General features: G+C 72.3%; 24 protein-coding genes and 1 pseudogene. 13 read left to right on the forward strand and 12 right to left on the reverse strand.

All coding sequences use genetic code 11. From position 1 onward, the window contains the following. Nucleotides 1-224: 224 nt before the first annotated feature. From LO772_RS10590 to LO772_RS10615, 6 genes are all read right to left on the reverse strand, one after another. Nucleotides 225-1,010 (reverse strand): ferritin-like domain-containing protein, encoded by a 786-nt coding sequence (locus LO772_RS10590; RefSeq protein ID WP_231778149.1) that lies wholly within the window; start codon nt 1,008-1,010, stop codon nt 225-227. Between the two features lie 118 nt (nt 1,011-1,128). Continuing rightward, nucleotides 1,129-3,909 (reverse strand): hypothetical protein, encoded by a 2,781-nt coding sequence (locus tag LO772_RS10595; RefSeq protein WP_231778150.1) that lies wholly within the window; start codon nt 3,907-3,909, stop codon nt 1,129-1,131. Between the two features lie 403 nt (nt 3,910-4,312). Beyond that, nucleotides 4,313-4,546: a hypothetical protein gene (locus tag LO772_RS10600; protein ID WP_231778151.1), complete on the reverse strand. Its 234-nt coding sequence runs from the start codon at nt 4,544-4,546 to the stop codon at nt 4,313-4,315. 12 nt (nt 4,547-4,558) lie between these two features. Then, nucleotides 4,559-5,101 carry a DUF6247 family protein gene (locus LO772_RS10605; protein WP_231778152.1) on the reverse strand — a complete coding sequence of 181 codons (543 nt, stop codon included), beginning with the start codon at nt 5,099-5,101 and terminating at the stop codon, nt 4,559-4,561. 161 nt (nt 5,102-5,262) lie between these two features. After that, on the reverse strand, nt 5,263-5,757 hold the full coding sequence (locus tag LO772_RS10610) for a hypothetical protein (RefSeq protein ID WP_231778153.1): 495 nt from the start codon (nt 5,755-5,757) through the stop codon (nt 5,263-5,265). Continuing rightward, on the reverse strand, nt 5,754-5,960 hold the full coding sequence (locus tag LO772_RS10615; protein ID WP_231778154.1) for a hypothetical protein: 207 nt from the start codon (nt 5,958-5,960) through the stop codon (nt 5,754-5,756). The genes LO772_RS10610 and LO772_RS10615 overlap by 4 nt, the downstream gene beginning before the upstream one ends. A 120-nt stretch (nt 5,961-6,080) precedes the next feature. Between LO772_RS10615 and LO772_RS10620 the strand changes: the two genes are divergently transcribed. From LO772_RS10620 to LO772_RS10640, 5 genes and pseudogenes are all read left to right on the forward strand, one after another. After that, nucleotides 6,081-7,028 (forward strand): helix-turn-helix domain-containing protein, encoded by a 948-nt coding sequence (locus LO772_RS10620; RefSeq protein WP_331717324.1) that lies wholly within the window; start codon nt 6,081-6,083, stop codon nt 7,026-7,028. Further along, the gene (locus LO772_RS36070; RefSeq protein WP_331717344.1) at nt 6,985-7,122 is read left to right on the forward strand and encodes a DUF397 domain-containing protein; all 138 of its coding nucleotides are present in this window, start codon (nt 6,985-6,987) and stop codon (nt 7,120-7,122) included. The genes LO772_RS10620 and LO772_RS36070 overlap by 44 nt, the downstream gene beginning before the upstream one ends. 10 nt (nt 7,123-7,132) lie before the next feature. After that, a complete protein-coding gene (locus tag LO772_RS10630; RefSeq protein ID WP_443089388.1) occupies nt 7,133-7,312 on the forward strand; it encodes a DUF397 domain-containing protein in 180 nt (59 codons plus the stop codon). A 160-nt stretch (nt 7,313-7,472) separates the two neighbouring features. Then, entirely contained in the window at nt 7,473-8,279 is an 807-nt protein-coding gene (locus LO772_RS10635; protein WP_231778157.1) for an aminoglycoside phosphotransferase, read from the forward strand. 30 nt (nt 8,280-8,309) lie between these two features. After that, nucleotides 8,310-9,176 (forward strand): annotated as a pseudogene (locus LO772_RS10640) (helix-turn-helix transcriptional regulator); the annotation flags it as partial. Nucleotides 9,177-9,274: 98 nt separating this feature from the next. Here LO772_RS10640 and LO772_RS10645 read toward each other — a convergent pair. Next, complete coding sequence (locus tag LO772_RS10645; RefSeq protein ID WP_231778158.1) at nt 9,275-10,066, reverse strand: alpha-ketoglutarate-dependent dioxygenase AlkB; 792 nt, start codon at nt 10,064-10,066, stop codon at nt 9,275-9,277. Between the two features lie 242 nt (nt 10,067-10,308). Here LO772_RS10645 and LO772_RS10650 point away from each other — a divergent pair, with 242 nt between their 5' ends. After that, nucleotides 10,309-11,391, forward strand: a complete 1,083-nt coding sequence (locus tag LO772_RS10650; RefSeq protein ID WP_231778159.1) for a methyltransferase domain-containing protein — start codon at nt 10,309-10,311, stop codon at nt 11,389-11,391. 47 nt (nt 11,392-11,438) lie between these two features. Here LO772_RS10650 and LO772_RS10655 read toward each other — a convergent pair whose 3' ends face one another. Further along, nucleotides 11,439-12,650, reverse strand: a complete 1,212-nt coding sequence (locus tag LO772_RS10655; RefSeq protein WP_269453184.1) for a thiolase C-terminal domain-containing protein — start codon at nt 12,648-12,650, stop codon at nt 11,439-11,441. A 245-nt stretch (nt 12,651-12,895) separates the two neighbouring features. Between LO772_RS10655 and LO772_RS10660 the strand changes: the two genes are divergently transcribed. The 7 genes from LO772_RS10660 to LO772_RS10690 all read left to right on the forward strand — a co-directional run bounded on the left by LO772_RS10660 (nt 12,896) and on the right by LO772_RS10690 (nt 20,378). Further along, nucleotides 12,896-13,567 carry a class I SAM-dependent methyltransferase gene (locus LO772_RS10660; protein ID WP_231778160.1) on the forward strand — a complete coding sequence of 224 codons (672 nt, stop codon included), beginning with the start codon at nt 12,896-12,898 and terminating at the stop codon, nt 13,565-13,567. Nucleotides 13,568-13,810: 243 nt separating this feature from the next. Beyond that, nucleotides 13,811-15,256 carry a hypothetical protein gene (locus LO772_RS10665; protein ID WP_231778161.1) on the forward strand — a complete coding sequence of 482 codons (1,446 nt, stop codon included), beginning with the start codon at nt 13,811-13,813 and terminating at the stop codon, nt 15,254-15,256. Nucleotides 15,257-15,332: 76 nt separating this feature from the next. Continuing rightward, the gene (locus LO772_RS10670) at nt 15,333-16,259 is read left to right on the forward strand and encodes an N-acetylmuramoyl-L-alanine amidase (RefSeq protein ID WP_231778162.1); all 927 of its coding nucleotides are present in this window, start codon (nt 15,333-15,335) and stop codon (nt 16,257-16,259) included. A 160-nt stretch (nt 16,260-16,419) separates the two neighbouring features. Next, nucleotides 16,420-17,622, forward strand: coding sequence for a hypothetical protein (locus LO772_RS10675; RefSeq protein ID WP_231778163.1), 1,203 nt, complete (start codon nt 16,420-16,422; stop codon nt 17,620-17,622). A 218-nt stretch (nt 17,623-17,840) separates the two neighbouring features. Further along, nucleotides 17,841-18,617 (forward strand): hypothetical protein, encoded by a 777-nt coding sequence (locus LO772_RS10680; RefSeq protein ID WP_231778164.1) that lies wholly within the window; start codon nt 17,841-17,843, stop codon nt 18,615-18,617. Nucleotides 18,618-18,784: 167 nt separating this feature from the next. Continuing rightward, nucleotides 18,785-19,801 carry an LLM class F420-dependent oxidoreductase gene (locus LO772_RS10685; protein WP_231778165.1) on the forward strand — a complete coding sequence of 339 codons (1,017 nt, stop codon included), beginning with the start codon at nt 18,785-18,787 and terminating at the stop codon, nt 19,799-19,801. Between the two features lie 160 nt (nt 19,802-19,961). Continuing rightward, the gene (locus LO772_RS10690) at nt 19,962-20,378 is read left to right on the forward strand and encodes a PPOX class F420-dependent oxidoreductase (protein ID WP_231778166.1); all 417 of its coding nucleotides are present in this window, start codon (nt 19,962-19,964) and stop codon (nt 20,376-20,378) included. A 355-nt stretch (nt 20,379-20,733) separates the two neighbouring features. Here LO772_RS10690 and LO772_RS10695 read toward each other — a convergent pair whose 3' ends face one another. From LO772_RS10695 to LO772_RS10710, 4 genes are all read right to left on the reverse strand, one after another. Beyond that, nucleotides 20,734-21,525, reverse strand: coding sequence for a maleylpyruvate isomerase family mycothiol-dependent enzyme (locus LO772_RS10695; RefSeq protein ID WP_231778167.1), 792 nt, complete (start codon nt 21,523-21,525; stop codon nt 20,734-20,736). 102 nt (nt 21,526-21,627) lie between these two features. Then, complete coding sequence (locus tag LO772_RS10700) at nt 21,628-22,761, reverse strand: prenyltransferase (RefSeq protein ID WP_443089389.1); 1,134 nt, start codon at nt 22,759-22,761, stop codon at nt 21,628-21,630. Beyond that, the gene (locus LO772_RS10705; RefSeq protein ID WP_231778168.1) at nt 22,758-23,492 is read right to left on the reverse strand and encodes a class I SAM-dependent methyltransferase; all 735 of its coding nucleotides are present in this window, start codon (nt 23,490-23,492) and stop codon (nt 22,758-22,760) included. The genes LO772_RS10700 and LO772_RS10705 overlap by 4 nt, the downstream gene beginning before the upstream one ends. Before the next feature lie 49 nt (nt 23,493-23,541). Continuing rightward, entirely contained in the window at nt 23,542-24,993 is a 1,452-nt protein-coding gene (locus LO772_RS10710; RefSeq protein WP_443089390.1) for a glycosyltransferase family 4 protein, read from the reverse strand. Nucleotides 24,994-25,068: the final 75 nt, after the last annotated feature.

Consider the following 25,068-nt stretch of genomic DNA (forward strand, 5'->3'; position numbering starts at 1 on the left):
TGTGGCGGGGGTTTCGCGGACAACCGCTCCAAATCGGTGGTTTCCCCGAAATGAACGGCAGCTCTGCCGGATCGCGGCCCTCCGGCGGGGCGCGTACTCTCCGCCCTCGCTCCCGACGGGCGTCCGCCCTGAGGGCAACATATTTTGCCAGGCGGGCGCCGGGCGCGCGGTCGTGCTTCCCACGGCCGAGCGCACGCTCCCCTTTCGCTCCCGCGCGCCCTCGGTCAGACGGCCTGCGGGTACCGCGGGCCGGGCTTCGGGGCCATCGCGTTGCGGCGCTTGGGCGGGCGCAGCGCGACCATGCGGCGCGTGCCCCACAGCCGGTCGTACGCGTAGGTCGCGTGGATGCCGGCCTTGAGGAGGACGCGCTGCGCGCGGGGCCAGCCGAGGATGCGGCCCATGTGGTCCATCACCGCGAGGCTGACGTCGCGGTTGACCCTGATCTCGGCGCGGGCGGTCTCGCGCAGCGCCCGTTTGATGGGCGCCGCGCCGCCGTTCGCCGACAGGCGCAGCAACTCCTCGTGGCAGTAGGCGAGATGGTTCTCCTCATCGTCGCAGATCATGCGGATGCCGCGCCCGACCTCGGGGTCGTCGCCCAGGAAGCGGCGGAGCAACCGCATGTCCTCGGCGGCCCGTTGCTCCGTGACGCGGCTGTGCACCAGGTACTCGACGATGTCGGCGTCGGTCATCGGCTCGTCGCGGGTCAGCCGCTCGTGGGCGAGCCCGATGCCGCGGCGTTCGAGCATCATGCAGTAGTCGGTCTCGGAGGGGACGTCGACCGGTTCGAGACCGCGCCGGTGCAGCATCGCCCGGAAGATCCGCCCGTGTTTGTCCTCGTCCGCGCCGTGTCGCGCGACCTTGGGTGCGAGATCGGCGTCCGGGACGAGGGCCGCGATCCGCGCGTTCTCCCACCCGCCTTGGCTCTCGCCTTTCGCGGCGATGCTGCAGAAGAGGCGGAACGCGTCGTCATCGCGGTGGATTTCCCGGAGTATGCCGCGCGCACTGAGCATGTCGGCCACCTTTCACAGGAGTTACCGTCTCCCACGGTAACGCAACCGCACCTTGCTCTCATTTTGGAGCGAAGTGGCGGAAATCCCCTCGGTGGCCGACAATGCTCCCGGCGCCGTGTCAGTGCCTGCGCGCGTAGCGGGCGCCCTTCTTGATCAGCGTGCGCAGGCGCTTCTTCTCGTCGGCGTCCGCGGTCACGATGTCGTACGTGAAGCGGCCGTACGGGTGAGCGTCCTGAGACACCTCGTAGAGGCGCGGCAGCGGGCCTCTCAGGGTCAGGGTCCAGACGCAGCCGTCGAGGTTGAGGCGGACCACGCCCAGGTCCGGGCACCCGTCGAACTCCAAATGCTGCGGGAAGGCGGAGCCGAAGTCCTCGTCCAGGGAGGCCTCCAAGCGGGCCAGGGGGCTGCCGGGCCCCACGATCATGCGGTCGGCGCGGACGCTGGTGTCGCGCAACTCCACCGACACCAGGCGGGATCCGGTGACCCGCAGCTCGGGGGTCGCGCTCGTGGACTCCGCCTCGGTCAGGCGCAGCCGCTCCAAAACCGGGTGGGCGAAGACGGATTCGTTCACGGTGCCGCGGTGTACGTGCAGTTCGCGCAGGTTCGGGCAGCGGGCGGCGAAGTCGACGGTGGAGAGGTCGAGGCCGGAACCGACGTACCGGGTCTCGCCCACGCGCAGATGGTGGACCAACTCGCCGTGGTCCGTGAGGAATTGGCGGAGGCGGTGGTTGCCGTCCTCGTCGAGCGCCGTCACGACGAGGGCGAGACGGCCGGGCTCGATGCCGGTGAGCGTGGAGCCGTCGAGCAGGTCGACGGTGTCCGGGGTGACCCGCCGGACCCAGGCGCCGTCGGGCAGGCAGCGCGGGAGGAGGAAGTCCTCCAGGCTCGGGGCCAGCCAGGTGAGACCGAAGTCCTCGTCCACGGCGAAGACTTCACCGGTGTTCCCCTCGACCGCGGCCTCGGCGCCGCCGCCGACCCCGCCGAGGACGAACAACCCCGCCAAACCGTCGCGTACGTGCTCGGCACCGTACAGACGGCCGTGGGGGTCATCGGTCCGGTACTCGCGCAGGGCAGCGCCGCCGATGCCGTCGAAGTACCCGTCCAGCCGGAAGTCACCGGCCTCCCGGGGCAGTCCGACATCCGCCAGGAAGGCGCGCGTCTCCTGATGGGTGATTCCGGCGGCGTGGACCTTGCGGTACCCGTCCACGCGGCGGCGGAAGATCTTGAGGGCGTCCAGGACGTCCGCGAGGCCGGTCGCCCGTTCGCGAGCCCGCGGCGGCGGTGCGGTGGCACGGACGGCGTTCCGGGCCCGCTCGTGGCGCGCGGTGTCCGCGCTCGCGGCGACCGCCGCCAGGCCGTCGAGACGCGGGTGTCCGCGCAGCGGGGCCAGGTCGCCGTCGGCGGTGATCTCGGCGAGCAGCCCCGGATCCGTGCGGACGGCCTCCTCCAGCGCGTCGAGGGCCCCGTCGTGGTCGCCGTCGAGCACGCAGGCGTACGCGAGGGCGTGTCGGATGCGGGCGTCGTCGTGCCGGGCGGCGGCTTCGGTCAGCACCCGGAGGGCTTCCGCGGTCCGTCCGCACGCCGCCAGGCGCAGCCCTCGGACGCGCCATCCCGCGGCGAAGCCCGGATCGTCCTCGGTGGCGCGGCGGTAGGCCGCGAACGCCGCCTCCCGGTCGCCGAGCCACAGTTCCAAAACCTCCGCCTGGAGGGCGCGCGCCGGGCCCACGACGCCGCCGGCCGCCACCGCGCGCTCCAGGTCGCCGACCGCCGCGTCGGGTTCGAGGGCGCGCCGCAACCAGCCGCGCCACAGCAGCGGAAGGCCGTCCCCGGTACCCAACTCGTGGGCCTTTCCGAGGGCTTCGACGGCGACGTGGCGCCTGCGCTCCCGCGACGCGGCGAGCGCCAGCGCCAACCAGGCCGTGCCGCTGGACGGTTCGGCCCGTACGGCCGCCTCGGCGTCCGTCCACGCGGGTGCGGAGGCGTCCGGGAATCCGGGGGCGAACGTGTCCGTGAAACCAAGGTTGTAACTGGTGAACCGCCACGACACATAGAGCGTGGGCGCGAGGGTGACCAGGGCGAGGAGGGGTTCGTGCGACGTCGCGGCGCGCATCCCCGGCGCCTCGCGGACGACCAGCGCGAGCACGGCGTCGAGCCGGTCGGCGGGCAGGTCGAGCGGGAGGTCGGGGTCCAGGGCGCCCGTCACGTCGATCAGCAGCGTCTCGCGCTCCGCGGACGCGTCGCCGTCGGCGGGCAACTCGTGGCGCCAGAGCAGGCATTCGGGCAGGCCCGGGTCTCCGGTGAGGACGTACTCGACGCGGTGTTTCGCCCCGTCCCGGCCCCGGAGGTTCGCGGCGGCGAGGCACCGGAACCCGGGCTTGTCCTTCCCGGCCCGGGCCACGCGCCACCCCGCGCCCGCGAGGGTTTCGCGGGTACGCTCGGCGCGCCGCACGGCCTCGGCGGCCGGGTCCCGTGTCAGCGCCGCCAGGAACCCGGTCACCAGCGGCTGGGCGGAGGCGTCCAGCCCGGCGATCTTCTCCCGCCCGATCCCGCCGCCGAGCGGCCACCACGGCCCGTCGTCCTCGCGCGCCCACACGGGCGACGCGCCGCGCAGGCGCTCGAACCACGGCACGACGGCCCCGGCGGCGACGGCGGCCGGCCCCCCGAGGACGCGCGGCGTGAGGTTGTCCTCGGAGGAGTCGAGCCGCATCGAACCGACCCCGACCGCGAAGGTGTAGCGGCGTTCCCCCGAGAGGGCGGACACGCACAGCACGCGGCTCGCCGGGAACGCGGGGTCGTCGGAGACCGCCCAGGCCCGCGCGCCGAACGGCCCCTGATACCGCCCGTCGTCCCCACGCACCCAACCCGCCGCGTCCGCTGCCTCGTCGAACTCGCCTGCCATGTACGGAACTCCTGACATCTCGGTGGAGATCGCGGCCCGACGTCGGCGACGTCGCGACGGCCACCGGAGCAGGCTAGGGTCCGCCACCGACGAACACCCCGGTCAAGGGGACAAGTCCGCGCGATCCGACAAAGCCCGTGCGGACGGCGCGTCTTGGTCGCGGTGCGCGCACGCGGTACGTCTTCCGAAGCCCAACCGCCGGGAAAGCGGGGCGGTCGGCATCCGGGGCGTAGGCGCGGGACATCGGGCAGTTCGCGGAGATCCGGCTCGGCGGTCCGGATGGGCGTTGAGCACCGCGACTCGCGTGCGCGTCACGGCGCGCGCGATCCTGAGGGAATCGGCCCTCGACGAATGAAGTCGCCTATCCAGCCCCGCGTTTCAGGCCGAGCAGCCGCTTATGCCGTCAGATCGCGACGACGCGGAGCACGGTCACGGTGATGATGGTCTTGCTGATGACGTAGGAGACGATCACGCCGCCGGACGTGATCGTCCACGACCCGTCGCGGCCCTTCTCGCCTTGGAAGGGGTCCGCCTCCAGCGCACGGACCAGGCGGTCGTACGTCTGCCGCGCCGGTCGCGGCAGGTTGTCGCGTCGCCTCTTCGCCTCGGTGACCAGCCGTACTTCGTACCTGGCCATGTTGTGCCCCCGTCACTCGAATAGCGTCGGATCACCGGCCTCCAGCCGGTGAACGTCCTCCAGGATGCGCGCTTGCTCCTCGGGGTTGGCCGCGATGAACGCGACGGCCCAGTAGTCTCCGACCACTTTGACGAGCCCGCGGTGATCGAGTTCGACCGCGGCGTCGGCGGCGGCCCGGTGGAAGTCGTCCACGAATGACCCTTGGCGGTCGAAAGGCAGCGCCGCGAACACCGCGGGACCGGTCTTGTCGACCTGGTGCTCCCACTGGTAAATGGCCAACGGCCTCGGCCGCTCGCGACGCGTGAGCGTCGCCAACTCCCGGGTCTGCCGCCGATCCTCCTCGGCCCACCGGGGATCGCCACCGGCGACGACCCACCACCGCCGCACAACTTCGGCCACCGGCTCGGTGTCGAACGTATCCGTCGCGACCTTGAGCGCCGCACGGAACGCCCGGTCGAACTCCTCGCGGTCGTCGCCGGCGAGCACCGCATACACCCACGGCCCGTTCACCTCATGGGCGATCCGCTCAGCGGGCCTCTCTCTACGCGCGTCCATGCGCCGCAGTGTGCCACCTGCGGCAGCTTGATCGGTAGTGACCGTTTCATCATGAAATGACGGCAATGACGGCCACTTTCGCCCGCCGGGAAGACACCGGGCGGCGTCCTGGGCGCGGCGCGCGGCGGCCTCGCCGTCCGGGCCGGAGACGGACGCGGTGGTCACGAGGCCGCCTCGGGAGGAACGACCCGGACCGGACGCAGGGCGCTCGGGCCGCACGGGTCTTCGGACGGTTCGGGGTCAGGCTCCGCGGACCGCTGTTCGCGTTGCCGGGCTTGGGCGGCGGCGAGTTCCCCGGCCGGGATGACCCAGTCGGCGACGAGCCACCAGGCGAAGTCGTAGTCGATTTCGCGGCGGCGGGAGAAGCGATCCGCCAGAGCCGTGAAGGGGGCCTTGCGCATCGGCAGGCCGTAGGCGGCGAACCAGTTGACGATGGCGAGTTCGTCGTCGAGGGCGCGTTCGCGGGCTCGGTGGATCGCGCACATCACGTGGGCCTGGTCGGCACCCCAGGCGATGAGGACCACGCGCGGGCGCTGGTCGAGGCGTTCCCGTGTGGGGACCGGTCCCGGAGGCGCGGCGAAGGGTGTCGCGTTGGCATGGTGCAGGACGTAGGGCCGAACGAGTGCTTCCTCGAACGGGGGTTCGTACGCGGTCACGCGCGCTCCTCGATCCACTCGGCAAGCCGGGCGGCGAACGCGGCGGGGAGCGTTCCGAGTTCGACACCGGCCGAGCCGTCGGGGAGCAACGCCGCTTTGACGAACGGGCGTTCGAAGCCCGCCGTCTTGAGCGCGTTCGCGAGTTGCCGGACCGCGTGCGTCTCGTGTCCGGCCGGAGTGAGGCCTGTTGGTGACTGGTGCATGTCGTCCGATCCGCCATAGGCAGTTTCACTGTGTGTGCCTAGACGGTTGCGGATCCGGCTTACGATGGCGAGAGCCTCATGTTCGAGCCATCTGGCACGAACGTCCGGAAGGGGGAACCCGTGCCCGCCCGACTGCGCGAACTCGACCCGTCCTCACCACGCGGCCTGTACGGCGCGGAACTTCGCCGCCTCCGGCTCGCCATGGGATTGTCGCTCGACGCCCTGGCGAAAAAGCTCCACCGGAGCAAGGCGTTTCTGTCCGACATCGAGCGCAGGGAGACGCCCGTAACCCCGGGCCTGTCGGAGCAGTTGGACGCGTTCTTCGAGACGGACGGGTTGTTCCTGCGGCTGTATCCGGCGGCGAGGAAGGATGTTCATCCGGATCGGTACAGGCGCTTCATGGAATTGGACGCGAAGGCCGAGCGGATCGAGCAGTACGCCGCGCACGTGGTGCCAGGGCTGCTGCAAACGCCCGAGTACGCGCGTTCGTTGATCACGAACGGCTCGTTGACCGCATCACCGGACGAGGGCGAATCGCTGTTGATCGCCCGTCTGAGCCGACAAGACCGGTTCTCCGGCTCCGGTCGCCCCCGCTACTGGGTGGTTCTCGACGAAGCGGTCCTCCGTCGACCGATCGGTGGTCGACGGGCCATGGTCGGGCAACTCAAAGCCCTACTCAAGGCCGTCGAAGACCGGATCGTGACCCTTCAGGTGGTCCCTTTCGAGATCGGCACGCATCCGACGCTTGGCGGATCGCTGACACTGCTTACGTTGCCGAACCGATCGCTCGTCGCCTACTTGGAGGGCATCAACTCGGCGGAGCTTCTTGAGGATCCGGAGGATGCGGCGGCCTATGAGCGCGCGTACGATCTGCTGCGAGCAGCGGCTCTTTCGCCGAAGGCGTCGGCCGATTTGATCCGCTCAGCGATTGAGGAGTTCAGCTCTGATGACCCGACTCAACCTCTCCCCAGGCACCCGAACCTGGCGCAAGAGCAGCTACAGCAACGCCAACGGCGGCGATTGCCTGGAAGTCGGCGTCCACGCCTGCACCGCCGTCCCCGTGCGTGACAGCAAGGACATCAAGCGCGGCCAACTCGCCGTCCCCACAACCTCATGGACCGCTCTGACAACGGCGCTGAAGGCGAGCCAACCGCCCAGCTGAAGGAGTCGTGGTGACCGCCACATGGCGCAAGAGCAGCTACAGCAACGGCGACGGCGGACTGTGCCTGGAAGTCGGCGTCCACGCTTCCACCACCGTCCCCGTCCGTGACAGCAAAGACATCCGACGCGACCAACTCGCCGTCCCCGTGTCGTCTTGGGCTGCCCTGACGACCGCGTTGAAGGCGAACTAACCGCCGACGAAGAAGGCACGCGCACGTATTGTCGCGTCGCGGCTACGCTGCGGGCATGGTTCGCTGCGATGTACCTCCGCCCTCCAGACCGATCTCCCCGCCCCCTCCCGCGCGGCCGAAGCCGCCGAAGAACCCCCCACCGACGGGACAGTGAGCCGCCGTGAGTGCTGTGGAGAGGGTTCCGTGGCCGGCGCTGCCGACGGACGCGCGCGGCGCCGTCGAGCGGCACCTCACGGGGCCGTACACCGTGCGGGAGATGGCGACATACAACAGCGGTGTCGCCGTGCTCCTCGAATTCGCCGACGGCGCACGGGTGTTCGTCAAGGGTGTTCCCGAAGGGCACGATCAGGTCGCACAGTTGGATGGGGAGGAGCGTGTCAACGGATTCCTACCGCTGTCGTGCCCCCGATTGCTGTTCCGGCTGAAGGCCGCTGGCTGGGACTTCCTGGGCTTCAGCGGTCTCGCGGGTGAGTGGGCCGACTTCGGCCCGGGATCGACGGATTTGCCTGCCGTCGCATCCATGCTCTCCGAGGTCGGCGACTGCGATGTGACCGGGCTGCGGCTTCCGTCGCTCTGGGAGTCTTACCGGCAATGGTGTGATCCCGCGGACGAGGTTCTGTTCCAGGGGTCGACTCTGCTGCACCGGGATCCGACGGCCAGCAACTTCGTGGTGTCGGAGGGCCGAGCGCACTTGGTCGACTGGGCGTGGCCGTCAATCGGTCCGGCGTGGGTGGACGCGTTCATCTGGGCCTTCCGCTTGGTCGTCGACGGAGGTCAGGAGCCGCACGAGGCGCTGCGGTGGGCGTCGCGGGTTTCCGGGTGGAAGTCCGCGACGCCGGCCGCGCTACGGGTGTTCTCCCAGGCCGAGGCCCGGTCGTGGGCACAGTCCGTCGAGGAGGCGCCTGGGGACGAGGTTGTCGTCGCGCTGGCGACGGCGGCCGAGAAGTGGGCGTCGCGCTGGGCCTAGGGACTGAGGCCGGCCAACCGCGTAGGCGTACGCCCTATCGACGCGCTGTCCGCGGCCGGGGTCCCGGTCTACGCCGAGCGCGGTCGGCACGGCGGGTTCGCGCTGCTGCCCGGCTTCGGGACCGAACTGACCGGGCTCAACCACGACGAGGCGCTGGCCCTGCTGATCGCCGGATCGCGGCGCGGCGCGCAGGTGTTCGGGCTCGGGTCGGCGCTCGCCTCGGCCATGCTCAAGGTGGTCGACGCGCTGCCCGAGAGCCATCGGGACACCGCGGCCGACGCGATCCGACGCCTGCTCATCGACCCGGAGACCGACCTCCTCGAGCGCCGGCTGGTTGCCGACGAGGCGCCCGACGCGGTCGTCTCGGAGGTCCGGCGCGCGGTGTTCGCCGGGCACAGGCTGCGCATCCGCTACGCGGCGGTGGACCAAGCGCCGACGTGGCGCACGGTGGACCCGATCGGCCTGGTGACCGTGCGCGACCAGGGCTATCTGCTGGCCACGAGGTCCGGCGCGGACCGCACGTACCGGCTGTCCCGCGTCCTGGCCGCCGAGGAACTCGCCGAACCGGCGCGGCGGCCCGAACACATCGATCTGGACCGGGCGTGGCAGGACCGCGGCACGCGGTTTCGCCGCGGCGGCGACCAGGTCACCGTGCGGGTACGGCTCGACCCGGCGCGGCGTGCGGAACTGGCGGACACCGCACTGGCCGTCCTCGCCGAGGAGGGCGACGCGGACGGCCGGTTGCGTCTGGAGGTCGCCTTTCAGGACGCGAGGCACGCGGAGTGGGCGCTGTGGCAACTGGCCCCGGGCGCCGAGGTCCTGGCCCCGCGGTGGCTGCGCACCTCCCTGCGCGACCGCGCCGCCGCGATCGCCGCGTCCTACGGGCTGTCACCGTGAGACGTCGCCCGCGGTCGTCTCGGGCGGTGTTCGCCTCGGTTGGCTCCGCGAGATGGGCGGCCCGAACGGCCAGGGCCGCCGCGGGCGACGGGCGTCACTCAACTGCCCGGGCCGGGCCGTGTCATCGTCCGGAATGTCACCGATACGCGGCGTCCGCGCGGGACGCGGCCCGAGGTTCCGGGGTCGCTCTTGCGCGCGGCGATGCCGTGGCGCCACGTGAAGCGGGCGGGGCCGGTCATCACCAGCAGGCTGCCGGGGGCGAGCGGCATCGCGAGCTTCGTACCGCTTTCGGGATCGCTGAAGTCCATCACGCAGCGCGAGCCCAGCGAGATCGCGGCGACGACCGGGCCGAAGCAGGGCAGGCAGTCGACATGGGCGCTGATGCCCTGTCCCGGCTGGTACTCGTTGACGATCACCTGCTCCGCCTCGCGGTCCATCAGGCCCTCCCGCACCAGGCGCGTGGCCGCTTCGCGCGCCCACTCCGGAAGCGGCGGTACGGCGGTCTCCGGGTCGGCGGCGACCTTGCGGCTGCCGTAGTCGTAGCGATGGCCGTAATGCTGCACGCGCCGTTTCAACCGCGTCGACCACGGCGCGGCATCGATCTCCGCGAGCAGCGCCTCACCGACGCCGGGGCCAAGCCAGCCGGCGACACACCGCAACCCCGGCACCGTACCGGGCACTTGCGCCGGCGGCACCACGTCGTCGTCGAACACAGGTCGACCGGAGATCTCGGACACCACCGCACAGTAGCCAGCGTGCGTCGCGTCGTCACCACAGGTCGGCCCCGGCGCCTCCTCGGCTCGGAAGCGGGCACGTGGGTACGGGCTGGCAACGGCCGTGACGCGCAGGCCAATGGTGCGGTGGGTGAGGCCGGTTTCGGTGCCCGGCACTTGTCGGGCCCCGGCTCCGTGAGACGTCGTGGAGTTCGCCGCGCACAGGGAATAAGGCATTGACGTGACGTTCGGCGGTCAATCATGCTCGAAGAGTAAGGACGTTCGCAGGGGGAGGGGCCCGTCGTGGGCAAACACGGAGACGGCAAAGACGGCCGCGACGGCGACAGGAAGCAGCCGCCGAAGGAGAGCGACGGCCAGTGGTCAAGGCCCGTTCCGCCGGCCCCGAAGAAGGACGACACGTGACGGCGGCCGTTGACTGGCAGGGGGTGGTGAAAGCCACGCCACGTGGCCCCTACCTACCGCGGGTCGTCTGGTACGAGGACGTGCGTGGCCGCATGATCTCCGTCGATCGGGCACGCGAACCGGAGCGATGGCAGGCTCTCGCAGCCGCCGATGTCGCACTGACGACGCAACTGGACGACGGCGGCAGCGGCGACGAGATCCCCACCTCGTCCGCGTCGAGGCCTTCGATCGTCGCCAGGATGCTGGATGCCCTGGATGCCCGTCCGGGCCACCGGGTCCTCGAACTCGGCACCGGAACGGGATGGAACGCCGCTCTCCTCTGCGTCGCCGTCGGCGCGGACCAGGTCACCACCATGGAGATCGACCCTGATGTCGCCAAGGCCGCGGCCCGGGCCCTGAACAGCCAGGGCCTGTACCCGAGGACACTCACCGGCGACGGGCTCGCGGCCGTCGACCCGGCGGCCCCGCCCTTCGACCGGATCATCGCGACGATGGCCGTGCGGCGCGTGCCCACGGCCTGGATCGCGCGGTCACGGCCGGGCGCGGTCATCGTCACGCCCTGGGGAAACGCCTACAACAACTCGGGATTGCTTCGTCTGGTCGTCGCCGACGACGGATCGGCATCGGGGCGCTTCGTCGGGAACGCGGCGTTCATGTTCGCCCGCTCCCACCGCCGGAGGTTCGACGGGCGACGCTTTCTCGGCGACGTGATTCCCGACCCCGACGCCGGCCGGGAGACCCGGACGGCCCTTGATCCGCGAGAGATCCACGAGGAGCACGCCGACTTCGCCATCGGCCTGCGGGTGCCGGACGTGGAGCAGCGCACGTTCTTCGGATCCGGCGCCCAAGCCGAGGAGTTCACCACGTGGTACGCGGACGGCACGTCGTGGGCCAGCGTGGATTTCGCCCCCGGGGCAACCGACTTCACCGTCACGCAGGGCGGCCCCCGCTCCGTGTGGGACGAGATCGCCGCCGCGTACACCGCCTGGGTCCGCGACGGTCGCCCGCGCCGGGAGGAGCATGGCATGACCGTCACCGCCGGTGGTGACCAGACCGTGAGGCCGACAACGACCCGATGAGATCGCGGAATCCTGAAAGCACGCGGATTCCGCGATCCCACCGGCGTTCACCACCGCGCGCGGCGGTACAGGCCGACGACGGCCGCGCCGCCCAGGCCGATGTTGTGCGTGAGGCCGACCTCGGCGCCCGCCACCTGGCGGGCCTCGGCCTCGCCGCGCAGGTGCCAGGTGATCTCGGTGGCCTGGGCGAGGCCGGTGGCGCCCAGCGGGTGGCCCTTGGAGATCAGGCCGCCGGACGGGTTGACGACCCACTTGCCGCCGTGCGTGGTCGCGCCCTCGCTGATGAGTTTCGCGCCCTCGCCGTCGGCGGCCATGCCCAGGGCCTCGTACGTCAGGATCTCGTTGATCGAGAAGCAGTCGTGGAGTTCGATCACGTCCACGTCGTGGACGGTCAGGCCGGACGCGGCGAAGACGCGGTCGGCGGCCAGGCGCGACATCGCCTTGCCGACGGCGTTGATCACCGAGCCGTCGAAGCTCTCGGCGACGTCGGTGGTCATGGTCTGCGCGACGATCTCGACGGCCTTGTCCTGGAGCCCGTGTTCGACGACGAAGCGCTCGCTCGCGACGACGACCGCCGCGGCGCCGTCCGAGGTCGGCGAGCACTGGAGGCGCGTGAGCGGGGCGTGGATCTCCTTGGCGGCGAGGATGTCGTCGACGGTGTATTCGTCGCGGAACTGCGCGTACGGGTTGTCCACCGAGTGCCGGTGGTTCTTGACCGCGACGAGGGCGAGTTGCTCCTCGGTGGTGCCGTACCGCTCCATGTGCTCGCGGGCCGCGTTGCCGAAGATCTGCGCGGCGGGCGGCGCGGCGACGAAGGGGTACTTCCTCGCCATGAGGCCGTAGTGGCGGCCGACCGGGCTGCTCGCCATGTCGCCGCCGCCGCTGCCGCCGCCCAGCGCGCCCTTGGCCATGCGCTCGAAGCCGAGGGCGAGCACGCAGTCGTTGACGCCGCCTTCGACGAACTGACGGGCCATCATGAGCGCGGAGGAGCCGGTCGCGCAGTTGTTGTTGACGTTGTAGACCGGTATGCCGGTCAGGCCCAGTTCGTAGACCGCCCGCTGGCCCTGCGTGGACGGGCCGGAGCAGTAGCCGACCGGCGCCTGTTCGACCAGGTCGTACGGGATGCCCGCGTCGGCGAGCGCCTTCTCCCCCGCCTCCTTGGCCATGTCGGGGTACTGCCAGTCCCTGCTGCCCGGCTTCTCGAACTTGGTCATGCCGACACCGACGATGTACGCCTTGCCGCCGCTTGCCTTGGACACGGGCCCGCCTCCCACGATGCGCGATGGACACAACACGACACTTCCCGCCGGGCGTCCGCGCCTGCGGCGGCGCCGGGGCGTCCGACTCCCGCGATGCTAGAACGTGTTCCATTCCGGGGGGAGGCTCGGGCGATCGCCGCGGATGTGGCTCTCGACACGGCACGCGCCCGCGCGCCTGGGGCAGGATGATCGCCGACGCGCCCCGGAGCGGCCAGGGCGCCGATGCCTCAGAGCAGGGGACCCGCATGACGGACCGTACGGCGGACCGCTCCACCGCGACCGGCGCGATCGACCCCCGGGTGCTGGACGCCTTCGACGCGGCGGTGGGGTTCATGCCCGCCGACGAGGGGGCGGCACTGTACGCGGCGGCGGTCGAGGCCGCGAAGATCGGCCCCTTGCTCGAACTCGGCACGTACTGCGGGCGTTCCACGATCCTGCTCGCGGCGGCGGCGCGGGACGCGGGGACGGTCGTGGTGACGCTCGACCACCACCGCGGCTCGGAGGAGCAGCAGCCCGGGTGGGAGTACCACGACCCGGAGCTGGTGGACCGCGAGGTCGGGGTGATGGACACGCTGCCGACGTTCCGACGCACCTTGTTCCGTGCGGGACTCGAGGACCATGTGGTGGCTCTGGTGGGACGCTCGCGCACCGTCGCGCCGCTGTGGACCACGTCCGTCGGCATGGTCTTCATCGACGGCGGCCACACCGACGAGCACGCGAGCGGCGACTACGAGGGCTGGGCGCCGCACGTCGCGCAGGGCGGCCTGCTGGTGATCCACGACGTGTTCCCGAATCCGGACGACGGCGGGCAGGCGCCGTACCGCGTGTACCGGCGGGCGCTCGCGTCGGGGGCGTTCACCGAGTCGGCCGGGCACGGGTCGCTGCGGGTGCTGCGGCGGACCGGGCACGGGATCTGACGCCGCGTCCGTGGCCGGATCCGGACTCCCGGTACGGGCTCTCGCGGGGCGGCCGACCAGGCGCGGTTCGCGCGGGACACGGGGTCGGACGGGCGCGAACAGGCTTGACACGGCTGCGTTTTGCAGTGCTCCGGGGCCGCGGGGCGAGGGAAGTGCCGCAAACATCAAACAAGCCAGTGACACAGGTGTGTCCGAGGCGGGACACTGTGTGCCCCGACGAGGTCCGTACGTGACAGGATCGAAATGACCGAGGGCGAGCAGTTCGAGCGGGTTTGGGATGCGGCGACGCGCCGCTGGGTGGCCCGTCCGTCGCCGCCGCCGACCCCGGACGACCCCGCGCGTCCCGCCGGACACGAGGCCCCCGGAACCGCCGAGGACCAGCCGACCACGACGCTGCCGAGCATCCTCGACCCGGCACCGGGCCCCCGCCGCGCACCGGGAACCCCTCCACCACGCCCGACCCACGCACCGAGCGCGCACATGACGAGGCCGGGCAACGCGCCGAACACCGGGAACGCTCCCGGCGGCGCGGCGCCGGGGGGCCCGGGGCCGACGGTGCCGCCACCGGGCCCGACCGTCCAAGGCCCCCGCGCGCTGCCTTCCGGGGCGCCGGCGCCGCGCCCGGGTGACGCGCGAGCCGACGGCCCCGGCGTGCCGGGTGCGAAAGCCCAGCCCTTCCCCCACCCCCCGGCTCCCGCCCCCGGCGATCCGCGGGCGCCCGGCTGGTTCGCCCGGAGCCAGGAGCCGCCGCCGATGCCGCGCGGGGCGACGTTCGCGGACGCGGCCGGCGCGCCGCCGCCCCCGCAGGGCGACCTGCCCGGGCACGGCGCGTCCGGGCCGTACGGCAGCGGGCCCGGGTCGGCGACGGTCGCGGGGATGCCGACGGCGCCCGGTGCGGCGTGGACGTCGATTCCGCCGGCACCCCCTCCGAACGGGCCGGGCCGCGTCGCCCCCGCGTACGACCCGCCCGCGGGCGACGGCCCCGGCGGCGACGGGCGCGTCCGGACGCTCGGCGTGATCGCCGTCGTGGTGCTGCTCATCGCGGCGGCGGTCGCCGTGGTCGTCTGGCAGCCGTGGAGCGGCGACGACAAAAGCCCCGTGTCGAACGCGTCCGGCGGGCCGACCCGCGACGGGGGCGCGACGGGAACGGGGGCGGTCCCGCCGCCGCCCGCACCCCGGCCGACCGGCGGCACCCCGACGACCGGCGCCACGTCGGCTTCGCCGTCGCCGTCCGCGTCGCCGTCGGGCGACCCCGCCGAACAGGCCCGCGCGCTGAGCGACATGCTGGACCACAGCGGTTCGTCGCGGCAGTCGGTGATCAACGCGGTGGCCGACGCGCAGGCGTGCACGCGGCTCGACGCGGCGTTCGCCGACCTGAACACCGCCTCGCAGGCGCGGAACGAGCTGCTGGCGGAGCTGACGGCGCTCAGGTTCGACGCCCTGCCGGAGGTCGAACCGGCGTTGGAGCAACTGCGGACGGCCTGGCGGGAGTCCGCGTCGGCGGACGACCACTACGCTGCATGGGCGCAGGCCCAGTCGACCGGGGGCTGCGGCGCGGGCGGAGCCGAGAAGTCCGCCGGTGACGCCGCGAGTGGCCGGGCGACGACCGCAAAACAAGCGTTCGTACGGGCGTGGAACGACATCGCGCTCCGCTACGGACTCCCGACGAGGACCGAACTTGCCATCTGACCCGTCAGAATCGTGGGACTCCTGGGACAGCCCTCCCGCCCCCAGGCGCCAGGCGCGCGGCCCGGGCCGCGCGCGCGTGACGATCGGCGTCGCCGTCGCGGCGCTCACGCTGGTCGGCACGACGGCCCTCGCGATCGCGTGGAAGAACGGCGACGGCGACTCGGACGACACGGCCGCCGCCGGCACGACCTCGGCGGCGCCGCCGCTCCCCTCGCCCGGTGCTCCTGGCACGGAAGCGGCGGGCACACCGCCGGGAGCCGTCCCGGGCGGCAACGAGCCGGTGGTGCCGCCCGGTTCGCCCGGCCCGCCGTCCGCTCCGACGGCGACCCCCCTGGCCGGGAGGACCGTCGTGATAGACCCCGGCCACAATCCCGGCAACTCCCGCCACACCCGCGACATAGGGCGCCAGGTCGACGCGGGCGGCTTCAAGAAGAACTGCGACGAGACCGGAACGCAGACCGATTCCGGCTACACGGAAGCCGAGTTCACCCTCGACGTGGCCCACCGCACGCGCGACGTGCTCACCGGTCTCGGCGCCAAGGTGGTCCTCACCTGGGACGACGACCGCCCGTGGGGGCCGTGCGTCGACGAACGCGCGCGCGTGGGCAACGAGGCACACGCCGACGCGGTCGTGTCGATACACGGCGACGGCGCGGGAGCGAACGCGTACGGTTTCCACGTGATCGTGCCGGACTCCGTACACAGCGGCACCGCCGACACGAGGCCGATAGCGGTGCCCTCGCGCGCGCTCGGGGACGCCCTGGTCGGCGCGTTCGCGGCGAACACCGGCTCGCTCCCGGCGAACTACATCGGCAGGAACGGCATCGACGTGCGTGACGACCTCGGCGGGCTCAATCTGTCCACCGTGCCGAAAGTCTTCATCGAATGCGGCAATATGCGCAATGCCCAGGAGGCGGCCCGGATGAGCGATCCCCTGTGGCGGCAGAAGGCCGCGCAGGGCATCGCGTTCGGGATCCGCGACTTCCTGGCGAAGGGGTCGTGATATACGGCTCGGCCCCGTACGCGCCGACCCGCCCGCTTCATCCGTACACTCCCCGGACCCGAACGCCCGGTGATCGACCGCACCCCCGACGCGCGGTGCGGCCGGGGACCTTCCGGCAACGCTCGCGTCCCACGTCCCCAAAGCGACCCAGAGGAGAAACGTGAACCAAAGAGGCCTCACACGGGGAGACGGCCTGGTCTTCGTCTGTGTCGGACTCATCTTCGGCTTCTCGTTCGCCCCGTACTTCAAGGCGACGGCCGGGAGCGGCGGTTCGAGCTACGACGACGACGATTACCGCGGTTCGGGTTCCTCGGGCGACGACTTCACCGTCAACGCCTGGGCCCAGGACCACTGGCCGCTGATGGCCGTGGTCGTCCTGCTGCCCGTCATCGCGTTCGTACTGCTCGTGCTGCACCGCTACACGACGAACGCCGACCAGCGCCCGGTCGGCGGGCTGACGCTGCGTCAGTGGGCCACCGCGTTCAGCGTGGTGGCGGCGTGGGCGTCGCTGTGGTCGCTCGGCGGCAACGTGTTCGGCAACGCCGACCAGGCGATCGAGGCCAGCGGCTACGACATCGATCTCAAGCACGGCTTCGGCGCGTTCGTGATCCTGGCGTTCACGCTGGTGATGGCGCTGCTGATGCTGGTCGTCGACCGTGTGCCGGGGCTGGCGTACCCGCTGTTCGTGTCGCCGCCGCCCTACCCGCACGGCTACATCCCGCAGCAGCCCGGCCACCCCGGCTTCGCGGGACAGCCCGGCCACCCGGGCATGGCCCCGTACGGCGCGACGGGCGGCTTCGCCGCGCCCATGGTGCCGCCCGGCACGCCCGTCTCGCAGATGCCGCCGCCGATGACACCGGCCGCGGGAACACCGGTCGCGGCCCCGGTCGCGACCCCGGTCCCCGCGCAGGCCGCCCCGGCCGCGGCACCCGCCGCGGCGCCTGTCGCGGCCTCGGCCGCGCCGGCGCCGACACCTGCTCCCGCGGCGGAGGCGGAGGCGGAGGCGAAACCGAACGCGGACGCGAAGGCGGAGGCGAAGGCGGAGGCGAAGCCGGAGGCCGCGCCCGGCGCCGGTGCCGACGCGGCCGAATCGGCCGAGCCGTCGGCCGACGCCGCTGCCACCTCCGACGCCGCACCCGCCGACGCCGCGCCCGCCGAGCCGGAGTTCGCACAGTTCTGGCTCGCGGTCCCGGAGCCGCGCCCGCTGGCACCCCTGGGCGGGCTCGACAAAACCCCGGTGGCGACCCTCACGCCGGGCACCTGGTATCTCGCGGTCGAACCCGCGGGCGACGGCTTCGTCGTCGAGACCGACGGCGTCCGCGGGGTCCTTCAGGACACCTCGGGCATCCAACGCGGAGAGTGACAAAGCACCAACAGCAGAAGAACTTTTCGCCATAAACAGGGCTCTGTCGCTTCGCCCCCCGACGTGCGGAGCACGTGCCCCCGATCGGATCTGGCACAGTGTCCGACCGGAAGACTTCAAACCCAGGCATCGGCAGCGCGCGGGGGCGCGGTCGGTGCGGCAACTTTGGTCGCCCCCGTACCTTGGCGGCCATCCCCCTCGGGAGGAGACCCCAACAAGTGGACATCAAGAAACTCACGCGCGGTGATGCCGTCGTCGCGGTCGCGGCGCTGCTGAACTTCATCTTCTCGTTCCTGGCGTTCTTCAAGATCAGCTCCGGGGGGTACTCGAAGTCCTGGAACGCCTGGAGCGGCGACCTCCCCGGGGCCGGGGCCTCGCTCGTACTGATCCCGCTGATCGCCTCTGTCCTCTACATCCTCGGCGGCATCCAGCCGCGTCCGACGCCCATCCTCGGCCTGACGCCGCGGCAGTTCGCGACCCCGCTGCTGGTCGTCGTTCCGCTGTACGTGGTCTGGGCGATGGCGGGTGGCCCGGACGGTGTCGACGTCGGCATCGGCGCCATCTTCATGCTCCTGGCGTCTCTCGTCGCCACCGGCGCGGTCGTCGCCGCCGAGTTCGTCCCCGCCCTCAAGGCCCCCCTGGGTCTCGGTGGCGGCGGCGGCCGTGCCCCGCAGCCGGGCGGCGCTCCGTACGGCGGTCAGCCCGGTTACGCCGGCGCCCCGCAGGGCGGTTCGCCGTACGACAGCGGGCCGGGCCAGTTCGGTGCCCAGCCGACTCCGGGCGGAGCGCCCGCTCCCGCGGCCGACTTCCAGCCGTACTGGTTCTCGGTTCCGGACCAGCGCCCGCTGGTCGACGCGACGACCAACGCGCCGGCCGGTTCGCTGAACCCGGGCGTGTGGTACCTGGCCGTCGCCCAGCACGGCCAGGGCCTCCTGGTCGAGGTGGACGGCGTGCGCGGCGTCCTGTGGAACGTCTCGGGCATCCAGAAGTCCTGAGCGGACCGCCCACCACCGAGGGGGCGCACGTCGCGGAGATCGCGGCGGGCGCCCCCTCGGCGTTTGCGGCTCCCCATCCCCCGTGGCGAAGAAACTATAACCTGTTCTACAGTGCGAGCGGATCTGACATCCCGTCAAGGACAGTCCCGACGACGAGGAGACACGCGATGCGGCTCGGTCTGCAATTCGGCTACTGGGGGCGCGGACCCACCCCCGGATTCGTGGAGCTGGCCCAAGAGGCCGAACGCCTCGGCTTCGACTCGGTGTGGACCGCCGAGTCGTGGGGCTCCGACGCCTTCACCCCGCTGACGTGGATCGCCGCCCACACGTCGCGCATCGGCCTGGGCACCGCCGTGACCCAGATGACCGCGCGGACGCCGACCGCCACCGCGATGCACGCCCTCACCCTCGACCACCTCTCCGGCGGACGCGTGACCCTCGGCCTCGGGCTGTCCGGGCCGCAGGTGGTCGAAGGCTGGTACGGGCGCCCCTTCCCCGCGAGCCCGCTCACGTTCACGCGCGAATACGTGGACGTGATCCGCCAGGTGCTGCGCCGCGAGGGGCCGGTCGGACTCGACGGCCGCTACGCGCGCCACCCGTACCGGGGCGACGACGGCACCGGTCTCGGCAAGCCGCTCAAGCCGATCACCCACCCGCTGCGGGCCGATCTGCCGGTGTTCCTCGGCGCGGAGGGACCCAAGAACGTCCACCTGGCGACGCGGATCGCGGACGGGTGGCTGCCGCTGCACTGGTCGCCGTACAACCACGCCGCGTACGCCGAGGCGCTGCGCGACAAGCCGGCCGGCTTCCGGATCGCGCCGATGGTGCAGGTGTCGGTGCAGGACGACCTCGCGCGGGCGATGCTGCCGATCAAGGCCGGCATGGGCTTCTACGTGGGCGGCATGGGCGCCAAGGACCGCAACTTCCACGCCGACCTGATGCGGCGCTTCGGCTACGCGGACGCCGCCGACGCGATCCAGGAGCTGTTCCTCGCGGGGCGCCGCGAGGAGGCCATCGCGGCCGTACCGGACGCGTTCGTCGACGAGATAGCCCTGGTCGGCCCGCCCGACCGCGTCCGCGAACGCTTCGCGGCCTGGGAAGCCGACGAACACGTCACCGACATGATCATCACCGCCCGCGACATCCCCACCCTGAAACTCCTGGCCGACCTCGCCCACGGCTGACGGGGGCGGCGGGTCGCGGCGGGTGCGTGCCGGGGCGGCGGGCGGGCGGGGCGGTGGCCCGGTTGCCCGGGGCGGCGTCCGTGCCGACGATGCCTGAAAGGGCTCCGCGTCCGGTGGGCGCGGCGATCACGCGATCAGACAGGGACTCAACATGCACACCATGTCCACCGAGGAATGGCACAACTTCGTCACGCGCGACGGCCGCACCGGCAAGTTCGCGACCGTCGGGCCGGGCGGCACACCGCACATCACCCCGGTCTGGTTCGTCCTCGACGGCGACGACTTCCTGTTCACCACCGGCGTCGGCACGGCCAAGGCCCGCAACCTGCGCGACAACCCGCAGGCCGCCATCTGCGTGGAGGACGACGCACCGCCCTTCTCGTACGTCGAGGCGCGCGGCGAGGTGACGCTGAGCGACAACCTGGACGAGGTGGTCGCGGTCGCCACGCGCGCCGGCTCGCGGTACATGGGACCGGAGCAGGGTGAGGAGTTCGGGCGGCGCAACGGGGTGCCGGGCGAGGTCGTCGTCCGGCTGCGCCCGCGCAAGATCGTGGCGTTCAGCGGAATCGCCGACTGAGGGCCGAGGCGATGGAGCGGGCTTCGTCCCCCCACCAAACCGCGGTGGCCCTCGGCGAGAGGCCGGGGGCGGCCGTCGGGGAGGCGTAGGACGGATCGGGGCACCGGCGTGGCGACCACCGGCGTCGGGGCCACCGGCCGGGGACCGGGGCCGGGACCGGGCGAGGGAGCGGAGCGCCGTCCGCAGGCGCTCCCCCGGCCCGGCCTCGTGCTCCGGCCTCGTGCTCCGGCCTCGTGCTCCGGCCTCGTGCTCCGGCCTGGTATTCCGGCCTGGTATTCCGGCCTCGTATTCCGGCCTCGTATTCCGGCCTGGTCACTCCGACCTCGCGCCGCCGCTTCGTCCGGGAGACCGCCCCCTACAGCGCTGACAGTTCCAGCCACCTCGCCACCACCGCCGCGTCGCCGAGCACCTCGACGTCGCCGGCGCCGGTCGCCGCCGCCAGATCGGCGCGGCGGAGCAGCACGGGCATCACGGCCGCCGCGTCGCCGCGCAGCGCGGCGTCGCCTTTCGCGTGGCCGCGCTCCCAGGTGTAGCCGTCCGGTTCCAGCGTGATCGTCCACTCCCCCGCGCGGTCCCCGCCGCTCGTGTGGATGTGCAGCGTCTCGCCGCTCCCGTACGCGGGAGGCTCCGCCGCGCGGGCGAGCGTGTGCGGGAGGATCGTGAGGAATTCGTCGATCGTGTCGGCCGCGACCTCGGGGGCGATCCGCGGTGTGATGCCCAGCGCGAGTTCGGCGTCCAGGCGGTGGGTGAGCGTCTCGTGCAGCATGCGCCGGCCCCAGAACCGCGCGTGCGGCACCGGGCCGAAGGTCCACGCCGGGGCGTCGGGGCCCGCCTCGCGCAGGTACGCCGCCGATTCCCGCGCGCCGGCGGTCAGCCAGTCCGGCAGTCCGGACGGCTCGTCGGGCAGGCCCAGATCGAGGGACCGCGCCGCGACGGGGGTGTCGCTCGCTCCGGCGCGCACCATCGCTGCCGCCCAGGCGTGGGCCGTCCCGACGTGCTTGAGCAGCTTGGCGACCGTCCACCCGGGGCAGGTGGGCACGGGAGCGGTGAGGTCGCCGCCGCGTGCCACGGCCGCGAGCCGGTCCGTCTCGGCGACGAACATGGCGCAGTACGCGCCGTGTTCCCACCCGTACGAAGGTTCCGCCATGCCTCGCCCCTGTCCGACGCGTCCGAGGTCTCCGGATTCGGGACCCCTCCATTCGTACCGCCGACCGGGCGCGTCCGCGAGGACCCCGGGGCGCGGACGCGTTCAGTGTGACCCGGCACACACTTCCGAGTCGCAGCGGACCTCGTGGGGGGCGAGGCCGACCGGGAGGGCCGCGTCGGCGAAGGTGTCCTCGCCGCCGAAGATCGTCGTGGTGGCCGGTTCGCCGCCGAGGACGGCGGTCGCGAGGATCATGGCGCCGGCCGTCCAGGCGGTGCGCTCCTCGGGCCAGATGGCGTCGTCCTCGAAGACGTAGCCGGTCCAGTAGAGGCCGTCGTCGTGGCGCAGGCGCTGCACCCACGAGACGATGTCGACCGCGCGGTCGCTCTGGCCCAACGCCCACAGGGCGATGGCGAGTTCGCAGCTCTCGGCGCCGGTGACCCACGGCCGGTCGGAGACGCAGCGCGCGCCGAGGCCGGGGACGACGAAGGTGTCCCAGTGCTCGGCGATGCGGGCCTCCCCGGCGTCGCCGCGCAGGGCGGTGCCGAGGATCGGGTAGTACCAGTCCATCGAGTAGCGGTTCTTGTCGAGGAACCGCTCGGGGTGCGCGACGACCGCGTGGCCGAGGCGCCCGGTCGCCAGCTCCCAGTCGGGCTGGGCCTCGCCGAGGTGGTCGGCGACCGCGAGCGCGCAGCGCAGCGCCTGGTACATGCTCGACGACCCGGTCAGCAGCGCCTCGTCGACCGGTGTGCCGTCGGCTTCGCGCTTCCAGCGGATCTCGCCGCCGGGGGCCTGGAGGTCGAGGATGAACTGCGTCGCGGAGCGCAGGTGGGGCCACATGCGGACGAGGAACTCCTCGTCGCCGGTGAGGAGATGGTGGTGCCAGAGCCCGACCGCGAGGTAGGCGGTGAAGTTGGCTTCCTTGTTGTGGTCGGTGACGTCGCCGTCGGTGTACGCGGCGTACCACGAGCCGTCCGGGTTCTGCCGCGACGCGAGCCAGCGGTACGCGCGTTCGGCGAGATCGTGGCGTCCGGCGACGTCGAGGGCCATCGCGGCCTCGGTGTGGTCCCAGGGGTCCAGGTGGCCGCCGACGAACCAGGGTATGGATCCGTCGGGGCGTTGCACGGCGGCGATGCCGTCGATCGTCGCGGCGATCTGATCCACGGTCAGGACGCCTTCGAGGGCCAGGAGTTCGAGGGATTCCCGGCCCGTTCCCCCGTGGGGCCCGCGGCGCGTCACGCCGCCGCCTCGGAGCCGGTGCGGGGTTTGACGGCGTACACCACGAAGCTCTTGCCGATGAGCGGGTTGAGCGCCTTCTCGGTCCAGCGGGTGGTGCGGGGCGCCTTCATGATGTCCCAGACCAGCAGCTTGTGGTACAGGCGTACGGGCAGGGCCTTGTCGTTGTCGACGCCGACGGCGCACTTGATCCACCAGTAGGGGGCGTGCAGTGCGTGGGTGAAGTGGTCGGCGTACGGCTCGAAGCCGGCGCTCTCGACGCGCTCGACGAGTTCGTGGCCCTTGTAGATGCGGATGTGGCCGCCCTCGACCTCGTGGTAGGCGTCGGACAGAGCCCAGCACACCTTCTCCGGCCCGTAGCGCGGCACGGTCATCGCGACGAGGCCGCCGGGGCGCAGCACGCGGTGGATCTCGGCGAGCACGCCCGCGTCGTCGGGGATGTGTTCGAGGACCTCGGAGATGATGATCTTGTCGAACGCGTCGTCGGGGAACGGCAGCGCGAGCGCGTCGCCGGTGATCGCGGCGGCGGTCGCGCCCACGGGTGCCTCCCCGGCCTCGGCCATCGCGGCGAACATCCGGTCGACTGCCCGTACGTCGTTCTCGTTGCGGTCGAGCGCCACGACGTGGGCGCCGCGGCGGTAGGCCTCGAAGGCGTGACGGCCGCCGCCGGCCCCCAGGTCGAGGACTCGGTCGCCCGGTGCCAGCGGAAAGCGCGAGAAATCCACGGTGAGCAAGTCGGCGGCTCCGTCTCGTATGCAGAACTGCGGTGCGGGTGCGGGGAGTTCAGTGCAGTCCGGGGCGCGTGGCGGCTTCGGCCGGCGCGGTGTGCCCGGCGTGCGGGGGCGGCTTCGGCCGCCCGGACCGGCCGGTTGCCGCGGCGCCCGCGGTCGGCGCGGTGTGCCCGGCCCGGGCCGCGTGCCGGCTCTGCGCGGCGATCGCGGCGCGGTAGCGTTCCGCGGTCCTGGCCGCGGCGTTGCGCCAGGTGAAACGTTCAAGCACCCTGGCCCGGCCGTTGCGCCCGAGGCGCGCTCTGAGTTCGGGCTCGTCGAACAGGCGTCCGATGGCGCGGCACAGCGCGCCCGCGTCGCCGGGCGGCACCGCGAGGCACGTCTCGCCGTCGGGTCCGGCCACCTCGGGGATGGCGCCGCCGGTGCTCGCGACCAGGGCGGTCCCGCAGCTCATGGCCTCGGCGGCGGGGAGGGAGAAACCCTCGTACAGCGAGGGGACGCAGGCGACCTCGGCGCTGCGTATGAGGTCGACCAGCTCGCGGTCGGTGAGGTCGCTGACGAACCGCACGGCGCCGGTCAGTCCGAGGCGTTCGATCGCCTTGAGGACGGGCCCGTCGGCCTTCGGGCGGCCGACGACGACCAGTTCGGCGTCGCGTTCGGTGCGCAGTTTGGCGAGGGCTTCGACCAGGTGGACGAGGCCCTTGAGGGGGACGTCGGCGCTCGCGGTGGTGACGACGCGGCCGGGCACCTTGGCGACGCCGGCGTCGGGCGAGAACAGCTCGGTGTCGGCGCCGACGGGCACGACGCTGACGCGGTCGGGGGCGACGGCGAGGTGCTGGACGATCTCGGCCTTCGAGGAGCCGGAGACGGTGATGATCTCGTCGAGCCGGGCGGAGACGCGCTTCTGCATCGCGGTGAAGCCGTACCAGCGGTGCAGGGTGATCTTGCGGCGCAGTGTGGCGGCCTCGGCGATCTCCAGCTTCCGGTCCACCGCGATGGGGTGGTGGATCGTCGTGACGAGCGGGAACCCCATGCGCGGCAGGGCGAGTTGCCCGTAGCCGAGGGTCTGGTTGTCGTGCACGACGTCGAACGCGCTGCGGCGGTGGTGCAGGTGCCGGGCGGCGCGCAGCGAGAACGTGAGCGGTTCGGGGAACCCGGCGCTGAGCATGCCGGCGACTTCGAGGACGTCGATCCAGTCGCGGTACTCGCGGAGCCCGGGGAGTCGGAAGGGGTCGGGCTCGCGGTACAGGTCGAGGCTGGGCAGCCGGGTCAGTGCGACGGGGTTGCCGGGGACGTCGTCGACGACGGCGTACGGGGGGCCGGTGATCACCTCGACGTGGTGGCCGAGGTGGGCCAGTTCGCGCGAGAGGTGGCGGACGTACACGCCCTGGCCGCCGCAGAAGGGGTCTCCTCGGTACGCCAACAGGGCGATCCGCAGGGGCCGTTCGGCGGCGGAGGGGTTGTTGGCGGTCTCGGATTCCGCGACCGCGACACTCCTCCGTATCACGAATGGCCCCCTTCGACGCTCTCAGGCGTGGTAGTCACGTAACCTAGAACAGGTTTCACTCTTTGCCCGTCGGAG

It is taken from the genome of Yinghuangia sp. ASG 101 (genome assembly GCF_021165735.1).
In the GTDB taxonomy this organism is placed as follows: domain Bacteria; phylum Actinomycetota; class Actinomycetes; order Streptomycetales; family Streptomycetaceae; genus Yinghuangia.